14 protein-coding genes are annotated in these 23,384 nt (G+C 49.4%); 8 read left to right on the top strand and 6 right to left on the bottom strand.

Features of this window, described 5'->3' with window-relative positions; translation table 11 throughout:
* Positions 1 to 94 precede the first annotated feature (94 nt).
* From ACEW9O_RS27015 to treF, 3 genes are read right to left on the bottom strand one after another with little or no spacing between them, the layout of a single operon-like run.
* Entirely contained in the window at positions 95 to 1,471 is a 1,377-nt protein-coding gene (locus tag ACEW9O_RS27015) for an ATP-binding protein (protein WP_373553348.1), read from the bottom strand.
* Positions 1,468 to 2,157: a response regulator transcription factor gene (locus ACEW9O_RS27010; protein ID WP_373553347.1), complete on the bottom strand. Its 690-nt coding sequence runs from the start codon at positions 2,155 to 2,157 to the stop codon at positions 1,468 to 1,470. Before ACEW9O_RS27010 ends, ACEW9O_RS27015 begins: the two co-directional genes overlap by 4 nt.
* A 10-nt stretch (positions 2,158 to 2,167) precedes the next feature.
* Complete coding sequence (gene treF / locus ACEW9O_RS27005) at positions 2,168 to 3,781, bottom strand: alpha,alpha-trehalase TreF (RefSeq protein ID WP_373553346.1); 1,614 nt, start codon at positions 3,779 to 3,781, stop codon at positions 2,168 to 2,170.
* A 315-nt stretch (positions 3,782 to 4,096) separates the two neighbouring features.
* Between treF and ACEW9O_RS27000 the strand changes: the two genes are divergently transcribed.
* From ACEW9O_RS27000 to ACEW9O_RS26965, 8 genes are all read left to right on the top strand, one after another.
* Positions 4,097 to 5,245, top strand: coding sequence for an FIST signal transduction protein (locus ACEW9O_RS27000; RefSeq protein WP_373553345.1), 1,149 nt, complete (start codon positions 4,097 to 4,099; stop codon positions 5,243 to 5,245).
* Between the two features lie 18 nt (positions 5,246 to 5,263).
* Positions 5,264 to 6,772: an ATP-binding protein gene (locus ACEW9O_RS26995; protein ID WP_373553344.1), complete on the top strand. Its 1,509-nt coding sequence runs from the start codon at positions 5,264 to 5,266 to the stop codon at positions 6,770 to 6,772.
* A gap of 111 nt (positions 6,773 to 6,883) precedes the next feature.
* Positions 6,884 to 9,829 (top strand): SusC/RagA family TonB-linked outer membrane protein, encoded by a 2,946-nt coding sequence (locus ACEW9O_RS26990; RefSeq protein WP_373553343.1) that lies wholly within the window; start codon positions 6,884 to 6,886, stop codon positions 9,827 to 9,829.
* A gap of 18 nt (positions 9,830 to 9,847) precedes the next feature.
* Entirely contained in the window at positions 9,848 to 11,413 is a 1,566-nt protein-coding gene (locus ACEW9O_RS26985; RefSeq protein ID WP_373553342.1) for a RagB/SusD family nutrient uptake outer membrane protein, read from the top strand.
* 139 nt (positions 11,414 to 11,552) lie between these two features.
* Entirely contained in the window at positions 11,553 to 12,719 is a 1,167-nt protein-coding gene (locus tag ACEW9O_RS26980; protein WP_373553341.1) for a SusE domain-containing protein, read from the top strand.
* Between the two features lie 119 nt (positions 12,720 to 12,838).
* Positions 12,839 to 13,870 carry an arabinogalactan endo-beta-1,4-galactanase gene (locus ACEW9O_RS26975; RefSeq protein WP_373553340.1) on the top strand — a complete coding sequence of 344 codons (1,032 nt, stop codon included), beginning with the start codon at positions 12,839 to 12,841 and terminating at the stop codon, positions 13,868 to 13,870.
* 173 nt (positions 13,871 to 14,043) lie between these two features.
* On the top strand, positions 14,044 to 17,451 hold the full coding sequence (gene galA, locus ACEW9O_RS26970; protein ID WP_373553339.1) for a beta-galactosidase GalA: 3,408 nt from the start codon (positions 14,044 to 14,046) through the stop codon (positions 17,449 to 17,451).
* A 47-nt stretch (positions 17,452 to 17,498) separates the two neighbouring features.
* Complete coding sequence (locus ACEW9O_RS26965; protein ID WP_373553338.1) at positions 17,499 to 18,041, top strand: DsrE family protein; 543 nt, start codon at positions 17,499 to 17,501, stop codon at positions 18,039 to 18,041.
* 174 nt (positions 18,042 to 18,215) lie between these two features.
* On the opposite strand, the gene ACEW9O_RS26960 is transcribed toward ACEW9O_RS26965, so the two are convergent.
* The 3 genes from ACEW9O_RS26960 to ACEW9O_RS26950 form a co-directional block, all read right to left on the bottom strand.
* A complete protein-coding gene (locus ACEW9O_RS26960) occupies positions 18,216 to 18,590 on the bottom strand; it encodes a DoxX family protein (protein ID WP_373553337.1) in 375 nt (124 codons plus the stop codon).
* A 101-nt stretch (positions 18,591 to 18,691) separates the two neighbouring features.
* Positions 18,692 to 22,819, bottom strand: coding sequence for a two-component regulator propeller domain-containing protein (locus ACEW9O_RS26955; RefSeq protein WP_373553336.1), 4,128 nt, complete (start codon positions 22,817 to 22,819; stop codon positions 18,692 to 18,694).
* 82 nt (positions 22,820 to 22,901) lie between these two features.
* Entirely contained in the window at positions 22,902 to 23,348 is a 447-nt protein-coding gene (locus tag ACEW9O_RS26950; RefSeq protein WP_373553335.1) for a DUF4440 domain-containing protein, read from the bottom strand.
* Between the last annotated feature and the right edge of the window lie 36 nt (positions 23,349 to 23,384).

Here is a 23,384-nt window from a genome sequence, read left to right as displayed (position 1 = left end):
GTGCAAAAGTGGAATAAGCAGATTAGGGAAATTTAAGAATGAAATTAGAGGCAGATTAGAATGAAGAAGGTGAGATTAGAAATGGATTAGAATTTTACGCAACAATACTGGCGATAGGCAATTTGATTTGTACGGTAGTGCCTACATTGACCTCGGAAGAAACCGTGAGTGTGCCCTCGTGCAGCTTGACAATGTTGCGCGCCAAAGGCAGGCCAATGCCATACCCTTCAAACAATTGGGTGTTAGAAGCCCTGAAAAATGGGTCGTAGATGAACGGCATTTCCGCCTCTGGAATCCCCACTCCCTGGTCTTTGACGACAATAATTACCTGATCATTACTCGAAGCGATGTACACAATCACTGGCCGATTGTGTGAATATTTGCAGGCATTGTTGAAAATATTGGCCAATGCAAGCTGCAATAATTGGCGATTGCCGTTGACTTTAAGCTTTTTGTGGTCTTCAGGGAGAAGATTTAAATCCAGCGTAATTTGATTCTGAGGATTCATCCGATCAATCAAAGTCTTGACCTCCCAAAGCACCTCATCCATACGGACTATTTCAAAAATGATTTTTTTACCTTTGTACCCGGTTTGCGCCAGGAACAACAAGGACTTCGTAATCTGATCCAAACGTTCGGCTTGCAGCAGAATATTTTGCAATACAGCTTGATAATCCTCTACTTTCCTTTCCTTAATCAAAGCTACATCAGCCTCCCCGATGATCGCGGTCAGCGGTGTGCTGAGCTCATGCGAAGCGTTGCTGATAAAATTCTTTTGCGTTTCAAAAGCAGTTTCAATGCGATTGAGCAGGTCGTTAAAAGTGGCCGTTAGTGCACTGATTTCGTTGTTGTTGTCTTGCTCTTCCAACCTCAAGTGAATGTTTTCCGTACTGATCAGCCTAACCTTATGGGTAATTTGTTTGATCGGGTCAAATACGTGCCGGGAAAAATAGATGGACAGCAATATGGTAATCAAAACGATTAAAAAAACACCTCCAAAGAGAATATTGCGCAAAAAAGAAAGGTGATGGGTAGCATAATAATTTTCGGCAGAAACGACTACCAAGTGAGTTGTACCATTCTGCTGGTGTTTTATTCCGGCATAAAAAGTATTGCCTTGGTTGCTGGTGGATTTGCCCCTTTGAAGTACATCTTTTAAAAAATAAAGCGGCAGTTGGTAATTGTCAGCGGCTTGATTGAGCGCAGCTGCATCAACAATTTCCAGCACATATTCCTGTTCTTGCTCCAGTTTTTCAAAGTATTGTTCACGGATCGTTTTAAAAGCTTCGGCATTGAGCGTATCATGTTCCAGTTTGTATTTTGCAGTAATAATTGCCCTGGTTTGTAATCTTTTATAAAAATCAACAAAAGAGTATTTGTTGAAAAAATAGTAAACCCCTGACCCAAATATCAATACGATAATCAGGTTACAGAAAAACAACAACAAAGCGATTTTCGACTGTGTTTTCATGCTTCTTTTAGTACATAGCCCATTCCTACGACTGTATGAATGAGTTTGTTGTTCGTGTCTGCGTCGATTTTTTTTCGTAAATAGTTGATGTACACATCTACCACATTGGTACTCAAGTTAAAATTGATGTCCCAGGCGCTTTCCAACAAATCCAGGCGAGAAAGGACACGTCCTTTGTTTTTGATCAAAACCAAAAGTAACCGGTATTCAGTAGCCGTCAAGACAATAAAAGTCTGATTGCGCTCTACGGTTTTAGCGTCATCGTCCACTTTCAGGTCAGCAATACTGAAAATATTATGGGGCTTATTGAGTTGCTCCAAAGGGCCTGTCCTGCGCAAAAGCGCCTTAATCCGTGCGTTCAACTCAATAAATTTGAATGGTTTGACCAGATAGTCATCCCCACCAATGTCCAAGCCCAAGGCTACATTTTCGGAAGTGCCCAAAGCCGTCAAAAAAAGAATCGGTGTTTGAATCTGGTTGCTACGTATTGCTTTACAAATTTCGAGTCCATTTGTATCATGCAACATAATGTCCAAAATAATCAAATCAAAATTTCCCTCCAGTGCCATCTTCAACCCCGAATTCCCATCAAACGCTACTGACACTTCATAGTTTTCCTCTACCAGGCCTTTTCGGATGAAACTTACCACACTTACCTCATCATCAACCAACAAAATTTTTTTCATGGAATAGGAATTAATTTTTCAAGGGCGCCTCGCCAAGCAATCCTCGCAACACCCCATTGGTCCAACCAAAACCATCCTGCACCGGGTACTCGCCGCCACCCGCTTTCAAGGTAATATCGCTGACATTGTATTTTTCCACCATCTTACCGGTTGCCCTGTAGGTTTTTACATTGAGCTTGACCCAGCGCGATTTGATGGTTTCAGCTAGCTTGTCCTGCTCGTAATGCCGGAGCCCCTGGATACTGACCCATTGTAAGGGCGCCCAACCATTGGGCGCGTCCCATTGTTGGCCATTGAGGTTGGCGGTACAAACCAGGCCGCCGGGTTTGAGGAAGTTTTTTTCCAAAACCTTAGCCGCGCTGGCGGCTTGGGCTGGAGTGGCCAGCTTGTAAAACAATGGAAACATCCCAGCTAAGGAAAGAACACCCGTTGGGCTGCCTTTAACCCAGTCGTAATCCACAAAATAGCCCGCCTTGGCATCCCAGCAATATTTTTGGATTGCCTTGTTCCGAGCTTCAGCCAGGGCTTGATATTCCTGAAATTTCTTTTGATTCTTATTGATTTGATGCGCTTTGGCAATGGTCATTTCCAAGTTGTACAGCAGCGCGTTGAGGTCGACGGGGATGATCCAAGTGGTGCGAATGGTGTTGAGTTTCATGGGATCGGTCAACCAGCGGCTGCTGAAATCCCAACCCGATTCACAGGCCGAGCGCAAATCCCGGTACAACTCTCCCGGTGGGCGTTTGGTGGTATTGGACAACTCTACATCAGCCGCGTACATTTCAGCCCGCGGACTGGCGCTGTTGTCGTAATAACGGTTGAGCACCGAGCCATCCTCCATGCGCACCACCTTCAATTCGGCTTTGTTTTCGGCACTCAATTTCTCCTGGCCTTTCATCCAGTATTGGTACTCCTTCTCCATTTGGGGCAAATATTTGACATAAATGTCTTCCCCTTTTTCTTCCGCCAAAATTTTCACCATCCCCGCAAAAAATGGCGGCTGCGAGCGGGATAAAAAGTACGTGCGGTTGCCATTGGGGATAAATCCGATGGTATCAATCAGGAAAGCAAAATTGTCAATCATGTTGTTGATCAGATCGGCGCGGCCATCTTTTTGCAAACCCAACATCGTGAAATAACTGTCCCAATAATATACCTCTCCGAAGCGCCCACCGGGAACAACATAGGGATTGGGCAGCGGAATCAAGGTACCCCGGTGCCGTTCATCGGGATTGCGGGTCAGTACATCCCACAAGGCTTGAATGTGTTTTTCGGGGGCCTGGCTGGTATCCGATTTGAAGCCACTGGAATAGGCATGGGGCATTTCAAAACGATCGAGCACAAATTGCTTGAGATTGAAGTTGGGTTCCTTGCGCAACTCTACATAGTCTGCCATGATTTGATCAACGCTGACCTTAGGCGTACAATCTGGAAAGGTTTTGCCATCGGGAAATATTTTGCCCAACTGCACATCAATAAACAATTGCCCCAGGCGCTGCGCAGGATCGTACAGGAATGGTTCACTAGCATTGGCAGCACTCGTCGAGCCTCCTTGAGAAGTGGATTGACGACATGCTGTGGTTAATAAAATCAGCGCTAAAGGCATGATGGTGCTCAATTTCATGCGGTAAAGAATTGGTTATAGCCCAATGTAGAAATACATAGGCTTGCGGTTTCCGATGGGTTAAATAGTCGGGCAAAATAGGTAAATTGATGGGGAAGTACAAAAAAGGGGGAAATTTTGTTGGCTATCCGTCGCTTTTTTAAAATTTATTATTTGCATTTTAGCTTGTTGTCCTATTTTTTGTAGCTTAATGGCGGCTAAATTTCTCTCAGATCAAACCAAATCAATTGTATCATCTCAAAAAAATCTCCCTATATTTGCTTCTCTCCTATTCTACAGAACACTTCGTTCAAATTTTAGCAATTTTTGTACCCTATGGTCATCCAGCAATCCATTTATGCTCAACAGCAATGGACCGACCTGCCCGCCGAGGGCAGTGTAGGGATGGATGGGCATAGCCAATTGGTGTTGATTTTTGGGGCCAAAACCCACATTGCCAATATAGACCTACGCACCCAAATCCGTACCCGTTATCCCCGTGCTGATTTGGTATTTGCTTCCACCGCTGGTGAAATTTTCGACAATCAGGTGCTCGACGATACCCTCTGCACCATTGCCATTACCTTTGCCAACACTCCCACCCGCTGTGTAATCAGCAATATCCGGGATTATCCCAGCAGTCATGCCATGGGGCAATGCCTGTTCCAACGTTTAAACCAGCCCGATCTCAACAGCATCTTTTTGGTGTCTGATGGTACTTTGGTCAACGGCAGTGACCTGATTGCCGGCTTGAATGCAGAAAATCGACAAGGAGTGTCCATCAGCGGCGGATTGGCTGGTGATGGGGACCAATTTGTGAATACCCTGGTCGGTTTGAATGATCACGTGGGGATGGGCAAGGTGGTTGCCATTGGGTTTTATGGTGATGCTTTACAGGTTTACCACAGCTCCCTGGGCGGCTGGGACGAATTTGGTCGCGACCGCATCATCACCAAATCGGACAAAAACGTACTGCACGAACTGGACGGCAAAAACGCCCTGGACTTGTACAAGGAATACCTGGGGCCATTCTCCGCCGAACTGCCTGGCTCTGCACTCCTTTTTCCCATTTCCATCAAAACTGCGGAAAGTGAACAGAAACTGGTCCGCACCATCCTGACCATCGACGAAACGCAAAAAAGTATGACCTTTGCCGGAAACATGCCCGAAGGTGCCACCGTACGGTTGATGAAAGCCAATTTTGATAAACTGACCGGAGCCTCCGCTGAGTCAGCGCGGCAAATCATGCAATATGCCGATCACCGCAACCTCGAATTGGCCATTCTGATCAGTTGTGTCGGGCGCAAATTGGTACTGCAAGCCCGCACCGAGGAAGAAGTATGGGCAGCCAAACATATATTGGGAGAGAAGACTGCCATTGCAGGTTTCTACTCTTACGGCGAGTTGTCGCCTTACAACCCCAGTGGTCGTTGTGAATTGCACAACCAGACCATGACCATCACCGGATTTTGTGAAAAATGCTAAACGTCTTGTATTAGAACCATGGATATACACCCTACGCTAATTGCCCAAATCAAAAAACACCTCTCTGAATTTGCCCAGCATGATCCTGGGGCACTGGCTTTGTGGCAATCCATTTCGCACCACTATTACTCCATGGAGCGCGACAAAAGGTTGACCGAACACGCCTTTGAAGTAAGCGAAAAAGAATACCAAGAGCTGTTGAATGACCTGCGGCGGGAAAACGACCTCAAGCAACAATCCATCTCTAAAATCAAAGCCGTTACGTTGGCTCTGGACGCCAATTCCAGTACCGAACACCGCGAAGGAGAAGACCTGCTGGACGTGATTCAGTTTTTGGAGCGCCAAATTGTCAAGACCAAAATCCTGGAAGAAGAACTGCTGCAAGCCAAAGAAATCGCGGAGTCTTCCTCCAAAGCCAAAAGTAATTTCCTCTCGGTGATGAGTCACGAGATTCGGACGCCGTTGAATGCCATTATCGGGTTCATCCATTTGATGTCGACCGAGCCCTCTTTACCTACTCAGGAGGATTACATCAAAGCCATCAATATTTCTTCACAAAACCTCTTGAACCTGGTCAACGACATCCTCGATTTTTCCGAAATTGAAGAGGGTAAAATTGAGTTCCTCTACTCCAAAATCAACATCCGCACCCTCATCCACGAAATCAAACTGGCCAATACTTTCCGCGCCAACGAACGGGAAAACCGCATCACCGTGATGTTGGACGAGGAATTGCCTACTTATGTCCTGGGTGACGAAGTGCGTTTGAGCCAGATCCTCAACAACCTGATTTCCAACGCCATAAAATTCACCCACCGCGGGCACATCCGCATCGAGATCCACAAATTCGCGGAGGGTGAAAACCACCAACAAATCCAGTTTGTGGTCAAAGATACCGGAGTAGGCATTGCGCCCGAATCTAAAACCCTCATTTTTGAACGCTTTACCCAGGCAAACTCCGAAATCGACCGGCAATACGGCGGCTCAGGACTAGGCTTGTCTATTGTCAAAAAATTGCTGGAGTTGCAAGGCAAAGACATTTCCGTAGAAAGTGAACCCGACAAGGGTTCCACCTTTACCTTTTATATGGATTTTGGGAAATGTCCTGAAGAAGAAATCACCTTATCACCCAACGAAGACAGAAGCAGCCAGCACCTCGCCGGAGTCAAAATACTCCTCGTTGAAGACGTGTACATCAACAGCGTGATGGCCAAAACCATGCTCAAAAACTGGAAAGCGGAAGTAGACCTGGCCGAAAATGGGCAAATCGCCATCGAGATGTGCCTGCAAAAAAACTACGACGTCATTTTGATGGACCTCCAAATGCCCGTGATGGACGGCATCACCGCCACGACCAAAATCCGGGAATTTGATCCCCATATCCCCATCATCGCCCTCACGGCCTCCTCTTCGTACGAAACCCAAAACGACATCAAAGCCTGTGGCATGGATGATTTTATCGCGAAGCCATTTAATCCGTATGTGTTGTTTGAGACGATTAAGAAGCGGGTGATGAGGGTGGTGTAGCTGCTATTCTGACGATTTGCACCAAAACTATGACGATCTGCACAAAACCCCTTCCCCCACTCCAGCTAAATTTGTACTAGTTCAGCGTGAACACACTTAACTAGTTACATCATGAAAATCAGATCGCATCACATTGGCTTGCTCTTGCTCGCCATGCTCTTCAGCGTGGTAGCCTGGGGCCAGCAAGTCACCCTCAGCGGGCGGGTAGTCGACACCGCCAAAGAACCCTTGCCCGGCGCAACGGTGTTCAGCAAAGCCAAACAAACCGGAACAGTAACCGATGAAAATGGAGCATTCAGTCTCGTCGCCGAAGTAGGTGATGTACTCGAAATCTCCTTCACCGGCTTCAAAGCACATTTCGAAACAGTCGGAACGGCAACCGTTTTGAACATCATTTTGGAAGAATCCAAAAATTACCTCGAAGAATTGGTGGTAGTCGGATATGGTACCGCTAAGAAAAAAGACCTGACCGGCTCGGTAGCCACCGTTACGGCCAACAACTTTCAAAAAGGGCAAATTTCCACCCCCGAACAATTGATTGCCGGTAAAGTAGCCGGGGTACAAATCACCCCGGGCAGTGGTGCACCAGGTTCGGGTAGCCGCATCCGCATTCGGGGGGGTAGCTCCTTGAATGCCAGCAATTCGCCACTAATCGTCATCGACGGAGTGCCTGTCGATAACGGCGGCATTTCCGGCGTAGCCAACCCACTTGCCCTGCTCAACGCCAACGACATCGAAAGTTTCAACATCCTGAAAGACGCCTCCGCTGCCGCCATTTACGGTTCACGGGCCGCCAATGGGGTCATCCTGATCACCACCAAAAGTGGAGGAGCAGGTCAGTTCAAAGTCAATTTCTCAACCCTCAACTCCGTAGGTTTCAAAACGGGTGCGGTCGATGTATTGACTGGGGATGAGTTCCGTTCAGTCGTCAACGGTTACACGGGCACTATCGCTTCTTCCGCTGATCGCCTCTTGGTCGGCACGGGCAACACCAACTGGCAGGAAGAAATTTACCGGGGCGCGTTCACCACCGACAACAACATCTCTTTCAGCGGTGGCATCAAACGCCTGCCTTATCGCCTGTCGGTGGGTTATTTGAACCAAAACGGGATTTTGCTGCGCGACAACCTGCAACGGACTTCGGTGGCCTTGAACCTCTCGCCCAGCTTTTTGGACAACCACCTTTCGGTCAAAGTCAATTCCAAATACGCACAAACCAACAGCTTCTTCGCCAATCAAGGCGCTGTGGGTGCAGCGGTTTATTTTGACCCCACTCAGCCCATCTATTCCGGCGAGCAACCTTTTGGCGGCTACTTTGAGTGGCTTAACGGTGCTCAACCCAACTTCAATGCTGCCCGCAACCCCCTCGGTTTGCTGTACATGCGGGAAGACAAGGGCAACTCCGACCGTTTGATCGGCAATGTGCAGTTGGATTACAAAATGCACTTTTTGCCCGAACTGCGTGCCAATTTGAACCTCGGGATGGATCAAAGCTGGGGCTCTGGGACCGTTTTTGTACCCGCTGAAGCCGCTTCACAAGCCAATCGCGGTGGTACCAACAACCAATACAAACAAACCCGCAGCAACAAACTGCTCGAGTTTTACCTCAACTATGCCAAGGAATTCGAGGCGATTAAAAGCCGCCTGGACTTCATCGCCGGGTATTCCTGGCAAGACTGGAAAACCGAATCCCCCAGCTTTCCTGACCTACGCGCCGATGGCACCGAGTTTGAACCCGCCGGGATTGATTTTGCCACCCAAAATACCCTGGTCTCTTTCTATGGCCGTTTGAACTACAGCGCCTTGGATCGTTACCTCTTTACCTTTACGCTACGCCGGGACGGCTCTTCCCGTTTCAACCCAGATGCGCGTTGGGGCAATTTCCCCTCCGCAGCCCTGGCTTGGCGCATCAGCAATGAAGCATTTTTGAGAGGCAGCAAAGTAGTCTCCGACCTGAAACTCCGCCTGGGTTGGGGTACCATCGGCCAACAGGATGGAATCGCCGACTACGGCTATCAGGCCAACTATTTCTATGGCGATGCTGCTGCGCAATACCAGTTTGGCAATGAGTTTGTGACTGTCGTTCGGCCACAAGGTTATGACGCCAACTTGCAGTGGGAAAAAACCGAAACCCAAAACATCGGTTTAGACTTGGGGCTTTTTGACAGCAAACTCAGCTTCAGTGCCGACTTTTTCATCAAAAATACCCGCGATTTGTTGGCAATAGTTCCTGTAGCAGCGGGTACCAACTTTACCAATAACTTGCTGACCAATGTTGGCTCGATTCGCAATCAGGGTTTGGAATTGGCCCTCAATACCAAGGTAGTCAGCAACGCCAAATTCAGCCTCGATCTGGGTGTCAACGCCACCTTTATCCTGCAAAATGAAATTACCAAACTGCAACTCATCAGCGACCCCAATTTCCTGGGTGCAGATGTCGGTGCAACGGGTTTCAACTTTGTACAAAAACACAGCGTGGGTTACCGCCCCAGTACTTTTTTCTTGTACAAAACGGTCTATGACGAGCAGGGCAACCCCATCGAAGGACTCTACAAAGACCTGGATGGCAGTGGTACCTTGGGCGAAACAGACAAACGTTGGTACAAAAACCCGGAACCCAACGCCTATTTTGGTTTTACCTTGAGTGGTTCCTACGAAAAGCTCAGCTTTGGTTGTGTGATGCGCTCCAACGTGGGCAACTACATGTACAATGCCGTAAAAGCTGGCGCGGGTATTTACCAGAGCATTTTCCCCAACCAGGGTTACCTGAGCAATGCGCACCGCGACATCCTGAACACCCGCTTCGACAATCGCCAAACCTGGGCGGACTATTATCTGGAAGATGCCTCCTTCCTGCGCATGGACAACCTTTACTTTGGCTACGACCTGGGTGCAATGGGCAAGTCGGGAATGACCGCCCGCCTCAATGCCAGTGTACAAAATGTATTTGTGGTGACAAAGTACAGTGGCCTGGATCCCGAAATTGCTGGCGGCATCGACAATGCCATTTATCCACGTCCACGGGTATTCGCAATCGGCGTTAACCTTGAGTTTTAACCTCGCAAAAAAAGAAGCATGAACAATTTAAAATTCAGCCTCCTCATAATTTGTGCAGTCTTTTTGGTGGACTGTACCAAAGACCTCGATCGTACGCCGGAGAATGGCCTTACTGCCGATAAACTGTTTGCCAACGAAGCGGGTTACCGCAGCTCGCTGGCCAAAATTTACGGCGGGCTCTCCCTCACTGGCAACAACGGCCCCGATGGCAGTGGCGACCTGGGTGGCATCGACGAAGGTTTTTCCTCCTACCTCCGCAATTACTGGAACCTCCAGGAATTGTGTACCGATGAAGCCGTGATTGGATGGAACGACCAAACCATCAAGGATTTTCACGAAATGGACTGGACTCCTGCCGACAACTTCCTGCGGGCCATGTACAGCCGTTTGTTTTACCAAATTGCCCTGGCCAACTCCTTCATCCGCGAGTCGGAAGATGGCGTGTTGAGCAGCCGTGGGATCAGTGGAAGCGATGCGGATAAAGTGCGCGCTTACAAAGTGGAGGCTCGTTTCTTGCGCGCCCTGAGCTACTGGCATGCCCTGGATTTGTTTGGGAATGTATCCTTCGTTACCGAAGAAGACGCGATTGGCGCGTTTTTGCCCGAACAAATTTCCCGCGCTGACCTGTTCAGCTACATCGAGAGTGAATGCAAAGCCATCGAAGCGGAGTTGCCCGCGCCCAAGCAGAACGAATACGGTCGCGCCGATAAAGCCGCCGTATGGATGCTTCTGGCCAACTTGTACCTGAATGCACAAGTGTATACGGGCCAAGCCAAATACACCGAAGCCATCACCTACAGCAAAAAAGTAATCGCCGAAGGAGGTTATGCCTTGCAGGGCAATTACCGCCACCTGTTTCTGGCTGACAACCATAAATCTACCGAGATGATTTTTGCGGCCACTTTTGATGGGGTCAAAACCCGCACCTGGGGCGGCACCACTTACTTGGTACATGCGCCGATTGGCGGTGACATGCAGGCCGCTGATTTTGGGGTAGACAATCCCTGGGGTGGCTTACGTACTACGAGTGCGCTGGTCGACAAATTCAGCGCTGGTGACCAACGCGCCAATTTCCAGGAAGCTGGCCAGAAAAAGGACATTGAAGACATCGGCAATTTCCGCGATGGTTTTTCCATCAAAAAATGGTCGAACAAAACCACTACGGGTGCCAATGGCTCTAACCTGACCTGGGTGGACAATGATTTTCCCATTTTCCGCCTCGCCGAAGCCCATCTGATCTATGCCGAAGCCGTTGTGCGCGGTGGTACCGGGGGGAGCACGAATGAGGCCTTGGGTTATGTGAATGCGCTGCGTCGCCGGGCTTTTGGCAACAACAACAATGACCTGGCTACGCTCACTTTGCCAAGCATCATTGATGAACGCGCCCGGGAGTTCCATTGGGAGGGCAAACGCCGCACCGATCTCATTCGTTTCAACCAATTCACCACGGCTGACTACCTCTGGCCCTGGAAAGGCAACGTGAAAGATGGTCGGGCCGTGGAAAGTTTCCGCACCATTTTCCCCATTCCTGCACCGGAGATCAATACGAATCCGAATTTGCAGCAGAATCCGGGGTATAATTAAAAGGATTGAGAAGGTTTAGGGAGGTTTAGGAAGGTTTAGGCTACCGCAGCGATTTTGACGTCGATAATGTCTAAGTCGCTGCGGTAGCCTAAACCTCCCTCAACCTTTCTCAACCTCCCTAAACATCAAAAAAACAGTTATGAAAAAGAACTTTCGTTTCATCAATATATTTTTTCTGGCAGGTCTGGCCCTGAGCTCTTGCAGCAAAGAGGACATCGATTCCGTATTCACAGATGGGGTGGCACCTACGCTGTCCAGTTCGGTCAATCGTGTCAATCTGGTGCCTGCCGATTCCTCCAAAAACGTCATCACCTTCAACTGGTCGGACCCCAATTACCAAATCGATGGGGAAAAATCCAGCCACAACGTGACTTACACTTTGGAGATTGACTCTTTGGGGAAAAACTTCGCCAAACCACAACGTTTAACCGTAACGAATGCGGTGAACAGTCTGGTGAATGGCAAGGATTTCAACCGCATACTGGCCAACCTGGGGATTGCCGACAGCGCCCGGAATTACAGTCTGGCCATTCGTTTAAAAGCAGCCTTGTATTTGCCTAGCACCGAGTTGGTTTCAAACACCCTCAACTTGACGGTGAGCCCCTACTCTACTGAGCCAATTGCGCTGTATCCGGTGCCTGACAACCTGTTCATCGTCGGTGATGCAACGCAAGGCGGTTGGAACAATCCCGTACCAGTGCCCACCCAAAAGTTTACCAGATTGGATAAGTTCACTTTTGGCGGCATTTTCCAATTGACGGGGGGCAACAAATACCTCTTCCTGCCCACCAATGGCGACTGGGGGCATAAATACGCGGTGGCCAATGCTGGTGCAGCGGGGATGCGCGAAGGTGGCGATTTCATTGTGGATTCCGGTCAGGACATCCCAGCACCCTTAACCAGCGGGTTTTACAAAATCACGGTTGATTTTGTCAAAGGGAAATATACCGTTACGCCCGTGGCCAATTCCGAATTGCCTCCTGCTAGCTTGTACATCGTGGGTGATGCAACTGGTGGTGGGTGGAACAATCCGGTGCCAGTACCTACTCAGGAATTCACCCAGGTTTCCAATGGCACTTTTGAACTCAGTGTGCCACTCAATGCTGGCAAAAAGTATCTGTTTTTGCCCCAAAATGGCAGCTGGGACCACAAATTTGCCATTGCCAATGCGGACGCTCCAAGTGTGAAATTGGGTGGAAAATTGGTGGCGGATAGCGGAGTAGATATTCCTGCTCCTGATGAAGGCGGGACTTACCGCATCAGCGTGGAGTTCATCAACAAGACGTATAAATTGACTAAATTGTAACTAGTGTTTTAAGGTCTTTTTAGAGCTTGTTTAAATGTTCTATTATTGTGCTTACGTCAATCCCTGGGTGTGTGGAAAATTCCATCACCCAGGGCTGACTTTATTTTTAAATCGCCAGCATGAAACGCATCATCCTATTTCTATCCATCCTGCTAAGCCTCACTTGTTCAAAAAAAAATGCGCCGATCACCGTTGATCCGCCCACGGACAACAAGCCCAAAGCCGAATTCGCCAAAGGTGCCGACATCAGTTGGATCACCGAAATGGAAGCGGCAGGCCTCAAGTTTTACAATGCTGCGGGCACCCAACAAGAAGCGATGGCCCTGATGAAATCCCTGGGCATGAACAGCATCCGCCTGCGGGTATGGGTCAACCCCTCCCCTGCCTGGAACAATACCGCCGATGTAGTCGCCAAAGCGCTCCGCGCCAAAGCTCAAGGGCTGCGCATCATGATCGATTTTCATTACAGCGATTCCTGGGCCGACCCGGGCAAACAAACCAAACCTGCCGCCTGGGTAGGTATGGATTTGGCGGGATTAAAAACCGCCCTGGCCGCCCATACTGTCGAAGTACTGACTGCTTTAAAAAACAGCGGCGTCGAACCGGAGTGGGTACAGGTTGGCAATGAAACCAACAACGGTATGCTTTGGCCCGATGGCAAAGCTTCGGACAACATGAGCAATTTCGCCCAATTGTTCAATGCCGGGGCCGATGCCGTAAAATCGGTTTTTCCCAAAACAAAAGTCATCGCCCATATTTCCAATGGGTACAACAACTCGCTCTTCCGTTGGATGTTCGATGGCCTCAAAGCCAATGGTGCCAAATACGATGTGATCGGCATGTCGCTGTACCCTTCGCCTACCGATTGGGCTACTTTGAACCAACAATGCCTCAGCAACATGAACGACATGGTGGCTCGTTATGGCAAAGAAGTGATGGTGGTGGAAGTGGGCATGAGTTGGGACAGTGCTACGGAATCTGGTCAGTTTTTAAGCGATTTGATCAGCAAGGTCAAGTCGGTTTCTGGAGGCAAAGGTTTGGGCGTTTTATACTGGGAGCCACAGGCTTACAACAATTGGAAGGGCTATTCTTTGGGCGCTTTTGACAATTCAGGGCGGCCTACTGTGGCGATGAATGCCTTTAAAAACTAAATTAAAGTCTTACTTCCCATTCCCTTCGGTGTGCCTTAAGTGCCTTAGGTTTCTTAGGTGGTGAAAAAAGAAAAAACCTGCGAAGCAGGATATTATTTCACCACCTAAGAAACCTAAGGCACTTAAGGCACACCGAAGGGAAGTCACAATCTGATACAAACGAAAAACCACTCATGCAAGCATTCAAATACCTCTGGCTCTGCCTGCTTTGTGCCGCTGCACTCCACACCAGCGCCCAAAGCTCCCCCCGCGAGCGCATCAACTTTGATGCCAACTGGAAATTCCATTTCGGCCACGCCGCCAACCCCGAAAAAGACTTCAACTACGGCATCACCACCATTTTTTCCAAATCCGGCGGCGCAGCCCAAACCGCCATCGACCCTCGTTTTAAAGACAGCACCTGGCGCAGCCTGAACCTGCCCCACGACTGGGCCGTAGAGTTACCTTTTGTCTACAAAGACAATTTTGACATCATGGCCCACGGCTACAAACCCGTAGGTGGCCATTTCCCCGAGACCAGCATCGGTTGGTACCGCAAACACTTTCTGGTATCTCCCGCCGATTCCAGTCAACGTTTTCAAATCCAGTTTGATGGGGTCTTCCGCAATGCGCAGGTCTGGATCAACGGCTTTTACCTCGGCAACAATGCCAGCGGCTACATCGGTATGGCCTACGACATCACCGATTTCATCAATTACAACCGCGATAACGTCATCGTAGTCCGCGTGGACGCTACCCAGTACGAAGGTTGGTTTTATGAAGGAGCCGGCATCTATCGGCACGTTTGGCTCAACAAGTACCAAAACACGCACATTGCCACTGACGGAATATTTGCCTACACCAATTTCCAGGGCAATGCCACCACTGTTCAAATAGAAAGTACCCTGGCCAATGAAAACACCCAAAACAGCATTTGTACCCTCAAAACTTACCTCCAGGATCGGGCGGGCAAGCTGGTCGGTGTGCCCAAAGAACAAACGATTACGCTGAGTGCGAATAGCGAGCAAACCCTCAAACACAGCATCCCGGTCAGCAATCCCCACTTGTGGTCGTTGGAAGACCCTTACCTGTACCGTTTGGTCGTCGAAGTACGCTCGAATGGTAAACTGCTCGATAAACAAAACATCCGTTACGGCATCCGCAAGATTGAAATCAAACCCGATGGCGTTTTTCTCAACGGTGAAGCCATCAAACTCTACGGTGTCAATTGCCATCAAGATCACGCGGGGGTAGGCAGTGCGCTGCCCGACCACCTGCAATACTACCGCATTGCTTTGCTCAAAAACATGGGCACCAATGCCTACCGCAGCAGCCACAATGCACCCACCCCCGAACTGCTCGACGCTTGTGACAGCCTAGGGATGTTGGTGATGGACGAGCAACGCCTGCTCAACAGTGGGCCAGAATACATGGGCCAGTTCGAACGCATGGTGAAGCGGGACCGCAATCACGCCTCTGTCTTCATGTGGTCGATCGGCAATGAAGAGGGCTGGATCCACACCACCAGCCACGGCAAACGCATCGCCCAAACCTACATCGCCAAACTCAAACAACTGGACCCCACCCGTACCTGCACCTACGCCGCCGACTTGGCCAATGTCTACAAAGGCGTCAACGAGGTGATCCCCGTGCGCAGTTTCAACTACCGTCAGTTTGCCGTAGCCGATTACCACGCCGAACACCCCAACCAACCCATCATCGGCACCGAGATGGGCAGTACAGTGAGCACCCGTGGAGAGTACGCCAAAGACAGCATCCGTGCCTACCTCCCCGATCAGGACATCCATGCGCCCTGGTGGGCCAGTCGCGCCGAAGAGTGGTGGCATCTGGCGGCAACTGAAGACTATTGGCTCGGCGGTTTCATCTGGACGGGCTTCGATTACCGGGGTGAACCGACGCCCTACCAATGGCCCAATATCAGTTCACACTTCGGGGTGATGGACATGTGTGGTTTTCCCAAAAACCTGTACTATTATTACCAAAGTTGGTGGACCGATCAGGACGTATTGCACATCTCCCCACACTGGAACTGGCGCGACAAACGGGGCCAACCCATTGATGTGTGGGTCAATTCCAATGCGGACGATGTGGAGCTGTTTTTGAATGGCAAAAGTCTGGGCAAACAAGAAATGAAACGCAATAGCCACCTTCAATGGACGGTCAATTACGAGCCCGGCAAACTTGAAGCGATCGCTTACAAAAAAGGCAAAAAACTGACGGCCAAAGTCGAAACCACGGGTACACCAACCGAAGTGGTGCTTACCCCCTACAAAACCACCATGTTGGCCGATGGACAGGATGTGAGCGTCATCAACGTCAGCGTAGTCGACCGCGAAGGCCGCGAAGTACCCGATGCCGACAACCTGATCCGTTTCGCCATCGAAGGTGAGGGCAAAATCATCGGCGTGGGCAATGGCGACCCCAGCAGCCATGAACCCGACCAATGTGTTGATGGGGCCTGGCAACGCCGCCTCTTCAATGGCAAAGCGCAGTTCATCGTGCAGGGCAGCCTCAAACCGGATATCATCAAAATTGAAGCCACCGCGGCTGGTTTGTGGAAAGGTTCTACCGACATCATCACCGTGACACCTCGTGAGGTAGCTAGTGTGACCATCGACAAAACCTATGAGCTGAAAGGCGAAGCGGCCAAACCCCGCCCGGTGGGGCAAATGTTGGGGGCCGACATTTCCTTTTTACCCGAACTGGAAGCCCGCGGCATCAAATTTTCGGAAAAAGGAATGCCCGTGGATGCCATTGAAAGTTTAAAACAACACGGCTTCAACTACGTACGGCTACGGATTTTCAACAATCCCGCCCGCGACTCCGGCTACTCGCCCCAAAAAGGTTTTTGTGACCTCGCACATACCAAGGCCATGGCCAAACGGGTCAAAGCCGCCGGCATGAAAATCCTGCTCGACTTCCATTACAGCGACTATTGGGCCGATCCGGGCAAACAATACAAACCAGCGGCCTGGCGTGGACTGGGCTTTACCGAGCTCAAAAAAGCGATGTACGATTACACCCGGCAGGTGATTCAGGAACTGAAAGAACAGGGCACGACGCCCGACATGGTACAAATCGGCAACGAAATCAATCACGGCATCATCTGGCCAGAGGGTAAGGTCAGCAACCTGGATCAATTGGCGCAATTGCTCAATGCGGGCACCGCCGCCGTCAAGGCGGTGGACCCCAACATCGTCATGATGCTCCATGTGGCCCTCGGTGGCCAAAACCACGAGTCGGTCTTTTTTATCGACAACATGCTAGCGCGCGGGGTGCATTTTGATGTGATTGGAGAGTCGTATTACCCCAAGTGGCACGGCACCCTGGAGGATTTGGAGCACAACCTCAACGACCTGGTGCGGCGCTACCAACGCGACGTGATCGTGGTGGAATACTCCCAATTGAAACGGGAGGTGAACAAAATTGCTTTTGAACTGCCGAATGGCAAAGGGAAAGGTACTTGTATCTGGGAGCCGCTGAATACCTGGGAGCAGGTGTTTGACCGGGAGGGTAAGTCGAATGAGTTGTTGCCGGTTTATGATGAAATTGCGAAGGCTTATTTGAAGTTGGGTAAATAGACTAGACAAACAAAATATACTAACTTAGCCCAGCTAAAATCAACTTTATGCACAAACTTGTCAAGTACGGTTTAATCGTCATTGGGGTAATGGGCTGTTCTGCTGTTTTTGGACAGAGCCCTCAATTCCCAATCGTAAAAGCTTATGGTGGGATTTACGAAATCCCTGATGCAAGGGAGCGGCCCGATTCTTCATTGACCTACAAAATCCTCGTAGATTTATCCACTGCCGCCGAAGACAACAAACAAATTTCCAGATGGGTGGACAATGTAGCCCGGCTAATGAACCTACATGGTTTGGCTGGAGTCCCCAAAGCGGCGCTCAAAGTGAAGGTGGTCATCCACGGGGGGGCTATTTTCACCTTGCTCAACAACGAGCAATACCAAGAGCGCTTTCAGACCGATAACCCCAATCTCAAGGTTTATGAAGCCCTGCTGGAAGCAGGTGTAGACATTATGGTTTGTGGCCAATCCCTGATCGCGCGCAAAATGGTGACGAAAGACCTTTGGCCAGGGGTAAAAGTCGCTCATTCGGCGTTGACGACCATCACCACCTACGTACCACAGGGGTACGTGCTTTTGAAGTTTTAGGCAAAAGGAGATGGATTGAACATTTTTCTAGTCTTAGGTGGTGAAATAATTACCCTGCCGCGCGGGCTTTCCTTTTTCACCACCTAAGTAACCTAAGACACCATAGGGCCACCTCAGTAGTTATGCGCCTACGGCGCTCAACAGTAAAGCTCTAGTCCAATGCATTTTGGAAACCTACGCCACCGTGGCAATCTTTTTGTGCCACAAAAAGTACGAAGCCAACAACATGCCAATAAAGATCAGCATAAAAAATACGCTAGGCTGAGGGCCATCTACTTGGAGCAGGGAAAAAAAGGCACCCACCAGGTCAAAAAACAAGCCCGCATACGCCCATTCCTTGATGCGCCGAAACGAAGGAACCAGGATCGCAATGGCACCCAAAATTTTGGCAGCACCTAAAAAAGGAATGATGTACTTGGGATAACCCAGGTGGTCACTCAACATGGCGACAGCTTCCGGCGCTAAAGTCACGTTGGAAATGGAGGAAAAAATCATGAAGGCGGCAAAAAGTCCGGTGACGATCCAATAGATGAGGGTAATTCTTTTCATGGTTTTAGCGTTTGAAATGAAAGTAAAAGCCAAACAAAATACAACAAAATTATTTATCTTAAAAAATTAATAAAATTATTTTTTTATTTTTTTTCAAAAACCTACCCTCCTCCCCGCCCCTGCAACTCCTTCAAAAACTGCGACGGCGTCTTCCCATACTCCGCCTTAAACGCCTTGGTAAAATACGACTGTGTTTGAATCCCCACGCTGTACATCACCTCGGCGATCGACACATCCTGGGTTACCATCAATTTTACGGCATTTTTCAAACGTACGCTGCGCACAAAATCATTGATTGATTGGTTGGTCATACCTTTGATTTTGTTGTACAGCTTGGTGCGACTCATGCCCATTTGAGTGCAGAGGTAGTCGATGTTCAAGTCGGGGTTGAGCAGGTTGTTTTCGATCAGGGTGATGAGGGATTCTAGGAATTCTTTGTCTTTGCTCGAATGTACTTGATCCTTTACTTCGGCGTGGTGATCCTGCACGTAGCGCTCGACCAGTTTTTGTTTTTGGGCAAAAATGTTTTTGATATTCAGCTCCAACAACTCGATGCTGATTGGTTTGGCAAAGTAATAATCCGCCCCGGAACTGGTGCCTTCAATTTTGGATTCCAGCGCCTCTTTTGCGGTCAATAACATGAAGGGAATGTGGGCCAATTGCGGGTCCGCTTTAACCTTTTTACAAAATTCGATGCCGTCCATCACGGGCATCATGATGTCGCTGATGATGAGATCGGGTTGTTCGGCCAGGGCTTTTTCGTAGGCTTCCTGGCCATCTTTTGCTTCAGAGATTTGGTACTGACCTGCCAAAACCTCCCGCAAGAAGGTGCGCAATTCTTCGTTGTCGTCCACTACCAAGATGTGGGGACTGGGTGAAAAAATGAGGGGGTTTTCAACGCCCAGTTCGGGTTTTTCCTCGCCCAAGGGCATAAAATAATCGTACTGCGCCTGGAAACTTTCCAGGGTAACCGGTCTATTCAGGCCATCTAGCCAAAGCTCATTTGAACCATAATCCTCCCGGGTGCAGGGAATGCCAATCACAATTTCGGTACCCTGATGCCGCTCGCTGGACACCAAGATCCCCCCTTTGTGCAGGGCGGTCAAACTTTTGACAAAAGCCAAGCCAATCCCCGAGCCCAAATGCGCATCCGAAATGCGGTAGTAACGTTCGAACAAATGCCCAATGGATTCTTTGGAAATGCCAATGCCATTGTCGAGCACCCGAAAATAGAGGTAACGCTGGGCTTTGTACTCACTTTTCAGGGTCAGTTCATTGGCAAAACTGGGCTTAAAGTTGTCCAGGTTTTCGACAATTTCCAGGGTAATCTGGCCGCCAACCGGGGTATATTTAAAGGCATTGCTGATCAGGTTGATGAGGATTTTTTCCAAAATTTGCCGGTCGAACCAACTGGCAATGCTGGCATGCCCCGGGTTTACCACAAAATCAATGCTTTTTTCCTGGGCCAGCACGCTGAACTCCTCGGCAATCTCCTGCAAAAACCAGGCGACGTTGCCCTCCATCACGTGCAGGCGTAAAATCCCCGCTTCGGATTTGCGGAAATCCATCAGCTCGTTGACCAAATGCAGGAGCCGATTGGTATTCCGCTGGATGACCTGGTAATCCTTGCGTTGGGTCAGACGGGTTTCTTCTTTCAACAACTTTTCAATCGGCCCCAAAATCAGGGACAAGGGTGTGCGGAATTCATGGGTGATGTTGGTAAAAAACTGCAGTTGTAATTGGTGCAGTTCCTCACGTTTTTGTTCCTCCAAACGCTGCAGTTCCAAATCCCGGCGGAAGCGGTAAAACCAATACAAACCCGCGCCAATGCTCAATACCAGCAAGGTTCGAAACCACCAGGTAGCCCAAAAGGGAGGCAAAATGATCACTTTTAAACTGCGCCCGGTTTCGTTCCACACCCCATCGTTGTTGCTGGCTTTGACGCGGAAAGTGTATTCCCCGGGGCTCACGTTGGTGTAGGAAGCACGCTTTTCGGTACCCACTTCATTCCAGCCCTGATCCCAATTTTCCAACATATAGGCGTATTGGTTGTTTTCAGCGGCGGTGTAATTCAGGGCGGCGAAGTCGAAAGAAAAAGTGGCCTGTTTGTGATTGAGCACTATTTTATCGGTCAAACTGATGTCTTGCTGTAAGGGGGAGTTTTTATCCCCTGGCCAGACCTTTTCATTGTAAATGTGAAAATCGGTGAGGTACACCGGGGGCACGTATTCATTGGTGGCAATGTTTTTGGGGTAAAAGGCATTGAAGCCATTCACACCCCCAAAGAAGAGTTGCCCGTCTTTGGTTTTTAAAAACGCATTGGCCTCAAATTCCAGACCTTGGAGCCCATCAGCGGTATTGAATTTGCGGAAGCGCAGGGTTTTGGGATGAATTTTGGTAAGGCCATGGGAGGTGGAAACCCACAAATTGCCATCCTCATCTTCGGCGATTCCTTTGATGAACTCGGTGGCCAGGCCTGCTTTCTGGGTGAATAGCTCGAATTTTTTTTGACTGGCATTGAAGCGATAAAGCCCAGCCTGTCCTAGCCAAAGCTGACCTTTTTTATCCACAAAAATGACGCGCAAGTCGGGCTTTTTTTCGTCCTGGTGAAAATAGTGACTGAACTCGCCCGTGCTGGCGTTGAGGCAATTGAGGCCAGCGTCATCGGTTCCAATCCAGAGGTTGCCGCTATGGTCTTCGTTGATCGAAACGATGTTGTTGCCCAGGAGTTGGGTTTTGCCGCTTTCACTTTTGGTGATGCGGCGGAAAGTCCCGCTTTGTCGATCAAACAGGTTCAAGCCACCAAAATAAGTCGCCACCCAAAAGTTGCCCTTCCGGTCTTCAAAGATCTTTTGGATGTAATTGGAACTGATGCTACTGGAATCTCCAGGGCGGTGTTGAAAGCGGGTGAATTGCTCACTGTTGCGCTCGTACAGGCAAAGTCCTCCGCCCCAAGCCCCTATCCACAATTGCCCCAGGCGATCTTCGAAAACATCCAGCACTTCGTTGGAGCCAATGGTACGGGGGTCAAAAGCCTGATGCCGGTAGTGTTTAAAGCTGCGGGTTTTGCGCTCAAAACGGTTCAATCCTCCCCCATCAGTACCGATCCAGATGTAGCCGTAGTGGTCTTCTGTAAAGGTTTTGACGTCGTTGTAACTCAAACTATTTGGGCGAGGCTCCTGGCGGTACAGTTCAAATTTTTCGGTTTTGGGCATGTAAAGGTTCACGCCGCCGCGGTGGGTGCCGATCCAGGTGTTGCCCTGGTTGTCTTCGTACAGGGCAGATACGGTGCGCTGGGAGAGGCTCTGAGGGTCGTCGGGTTCGTTTTGGTAGTTGTAGAAGCGGCCTGTAGCGGGATCAAATCGATCCAGACCACCATTGATGCTGCCGATCCAGATTTGGCCGTTTTTGCTGACCAAAACACTACGTATAAGATTGCTGCTGATCGAAAAGGGATCAGCATCGCTGTGAATGTACTGTCGACAGGCTCCACTTTGAGGATCGTATTCCATCAGGCCATTGTCACTGCTGCCCAGCAACAAATGGCCCTTGGGCGTGGCAATAATGCTGCGAATGGCGGGTTGGGCACCTCCGCGCAAGTTTTGGGGCAAGGGAATGCTTCGAAATCGTTGTGCAGAGTGGTCATAACTGTGCAATCCACTGGCAGTGCCCACCCATAATTGAGCTTTTGTATCTTCAAATACGCAATAAACCTCCTCGCTGTTCAGGCCGTCGTTTTGGTGGAAGCTGCGGAAGGTGCCGGTTTTACGGTCCAGCTTATTGATGCCTCCACCGAGGGTAGTGACCCAAAAAGTGCCTTTGTGGTCTTCCAACATAGCTGTCACATAATTGTGGCTAAGGCTGTTTTTTTGCTGGTTGGCATGTTGAAAACGGGTAAAACGGTTGAGTTGGGGGTCATAGCGGTTCAGCCCATTGAGGGTACCCACCCAAAGCTGGCGCTGGTGGTCTTCGTAAATGCAGGTGACGTAGCTATCGCTGAGGCTATACGGGTATTTTGGGGTGTATTTGTACACGGTCATTTGATACCCGTCGTAACGGTTTAGACCATCGCGGGTGCCAAACCACATGAAACCTCTATGATCCTGGTGGATGGCTTCAATGGTGCTATTGGCGAGGCCGTCTTCGTTTTGGATGTGTTTGAAGTGGAGTTTGGGCTTTTGGAGCTGGGTGTATCCCCTGGGTAATAGGTTTAAGAGGATAAGCCCCAAGCAGCACAAGTGCCTTAGGAAAAAGTAGTTACACCGGCTATTTGCTGCTCCCCTCACTTCACGTAATTTAAACGCCTAATGGCTAATCCCAAACGTATTTCCAAGTCCCATCCGCCTGCCGCTGCCAAACGGTATGGAATATACCCTTAATTTCGTTGACTTTGCCCGTGCTGTCCTGGCTGGTCCAGGTGAATTTTCCATAAGTATAAGCCAGATCACCATGGAAGGACACTCTAACATAGTCGGGTTTCCAATCCACTTTTGCACTTTGGTAAAAAGGGGCACTGTAGTATTGGCGAATGGCATCCCGCCCCATGATCAGGCTATCGTTTTGGCGTTTGATGACGGCGTCTTCGGCAGCAAAGGTATAAAATGCCTCGGCAATGCCTTTGTCGGCGGCTATTTTGGCGAAGGCAGCTTCAGCGTCGACGATTTCTTGTTTGAGTTTTGCGGGGTCGAGGAGCTCTTTTTGGGGCTCGCAGGCCAGGAAGAGAAGGAGGAAAATGGGAAGAAAAGTAAGTTTTGGCATGGCTTTCAGGTTTTATCCTTTCGAAGTTAAAACAAA

The sequence above is a fragment of the Haliscomenobacter sp. genome (assembly GCF_041740695.1).
In the GTDB taxonomy this organism is placed as follows: Bacteria; Bacteroidota; Bacteroidia; order Chitinophagales; family Saprospiraceae; genus Haliscomenobacter.
This window is presented reverse-complemented; position numbering and strand designations above follow the sequence as displayed.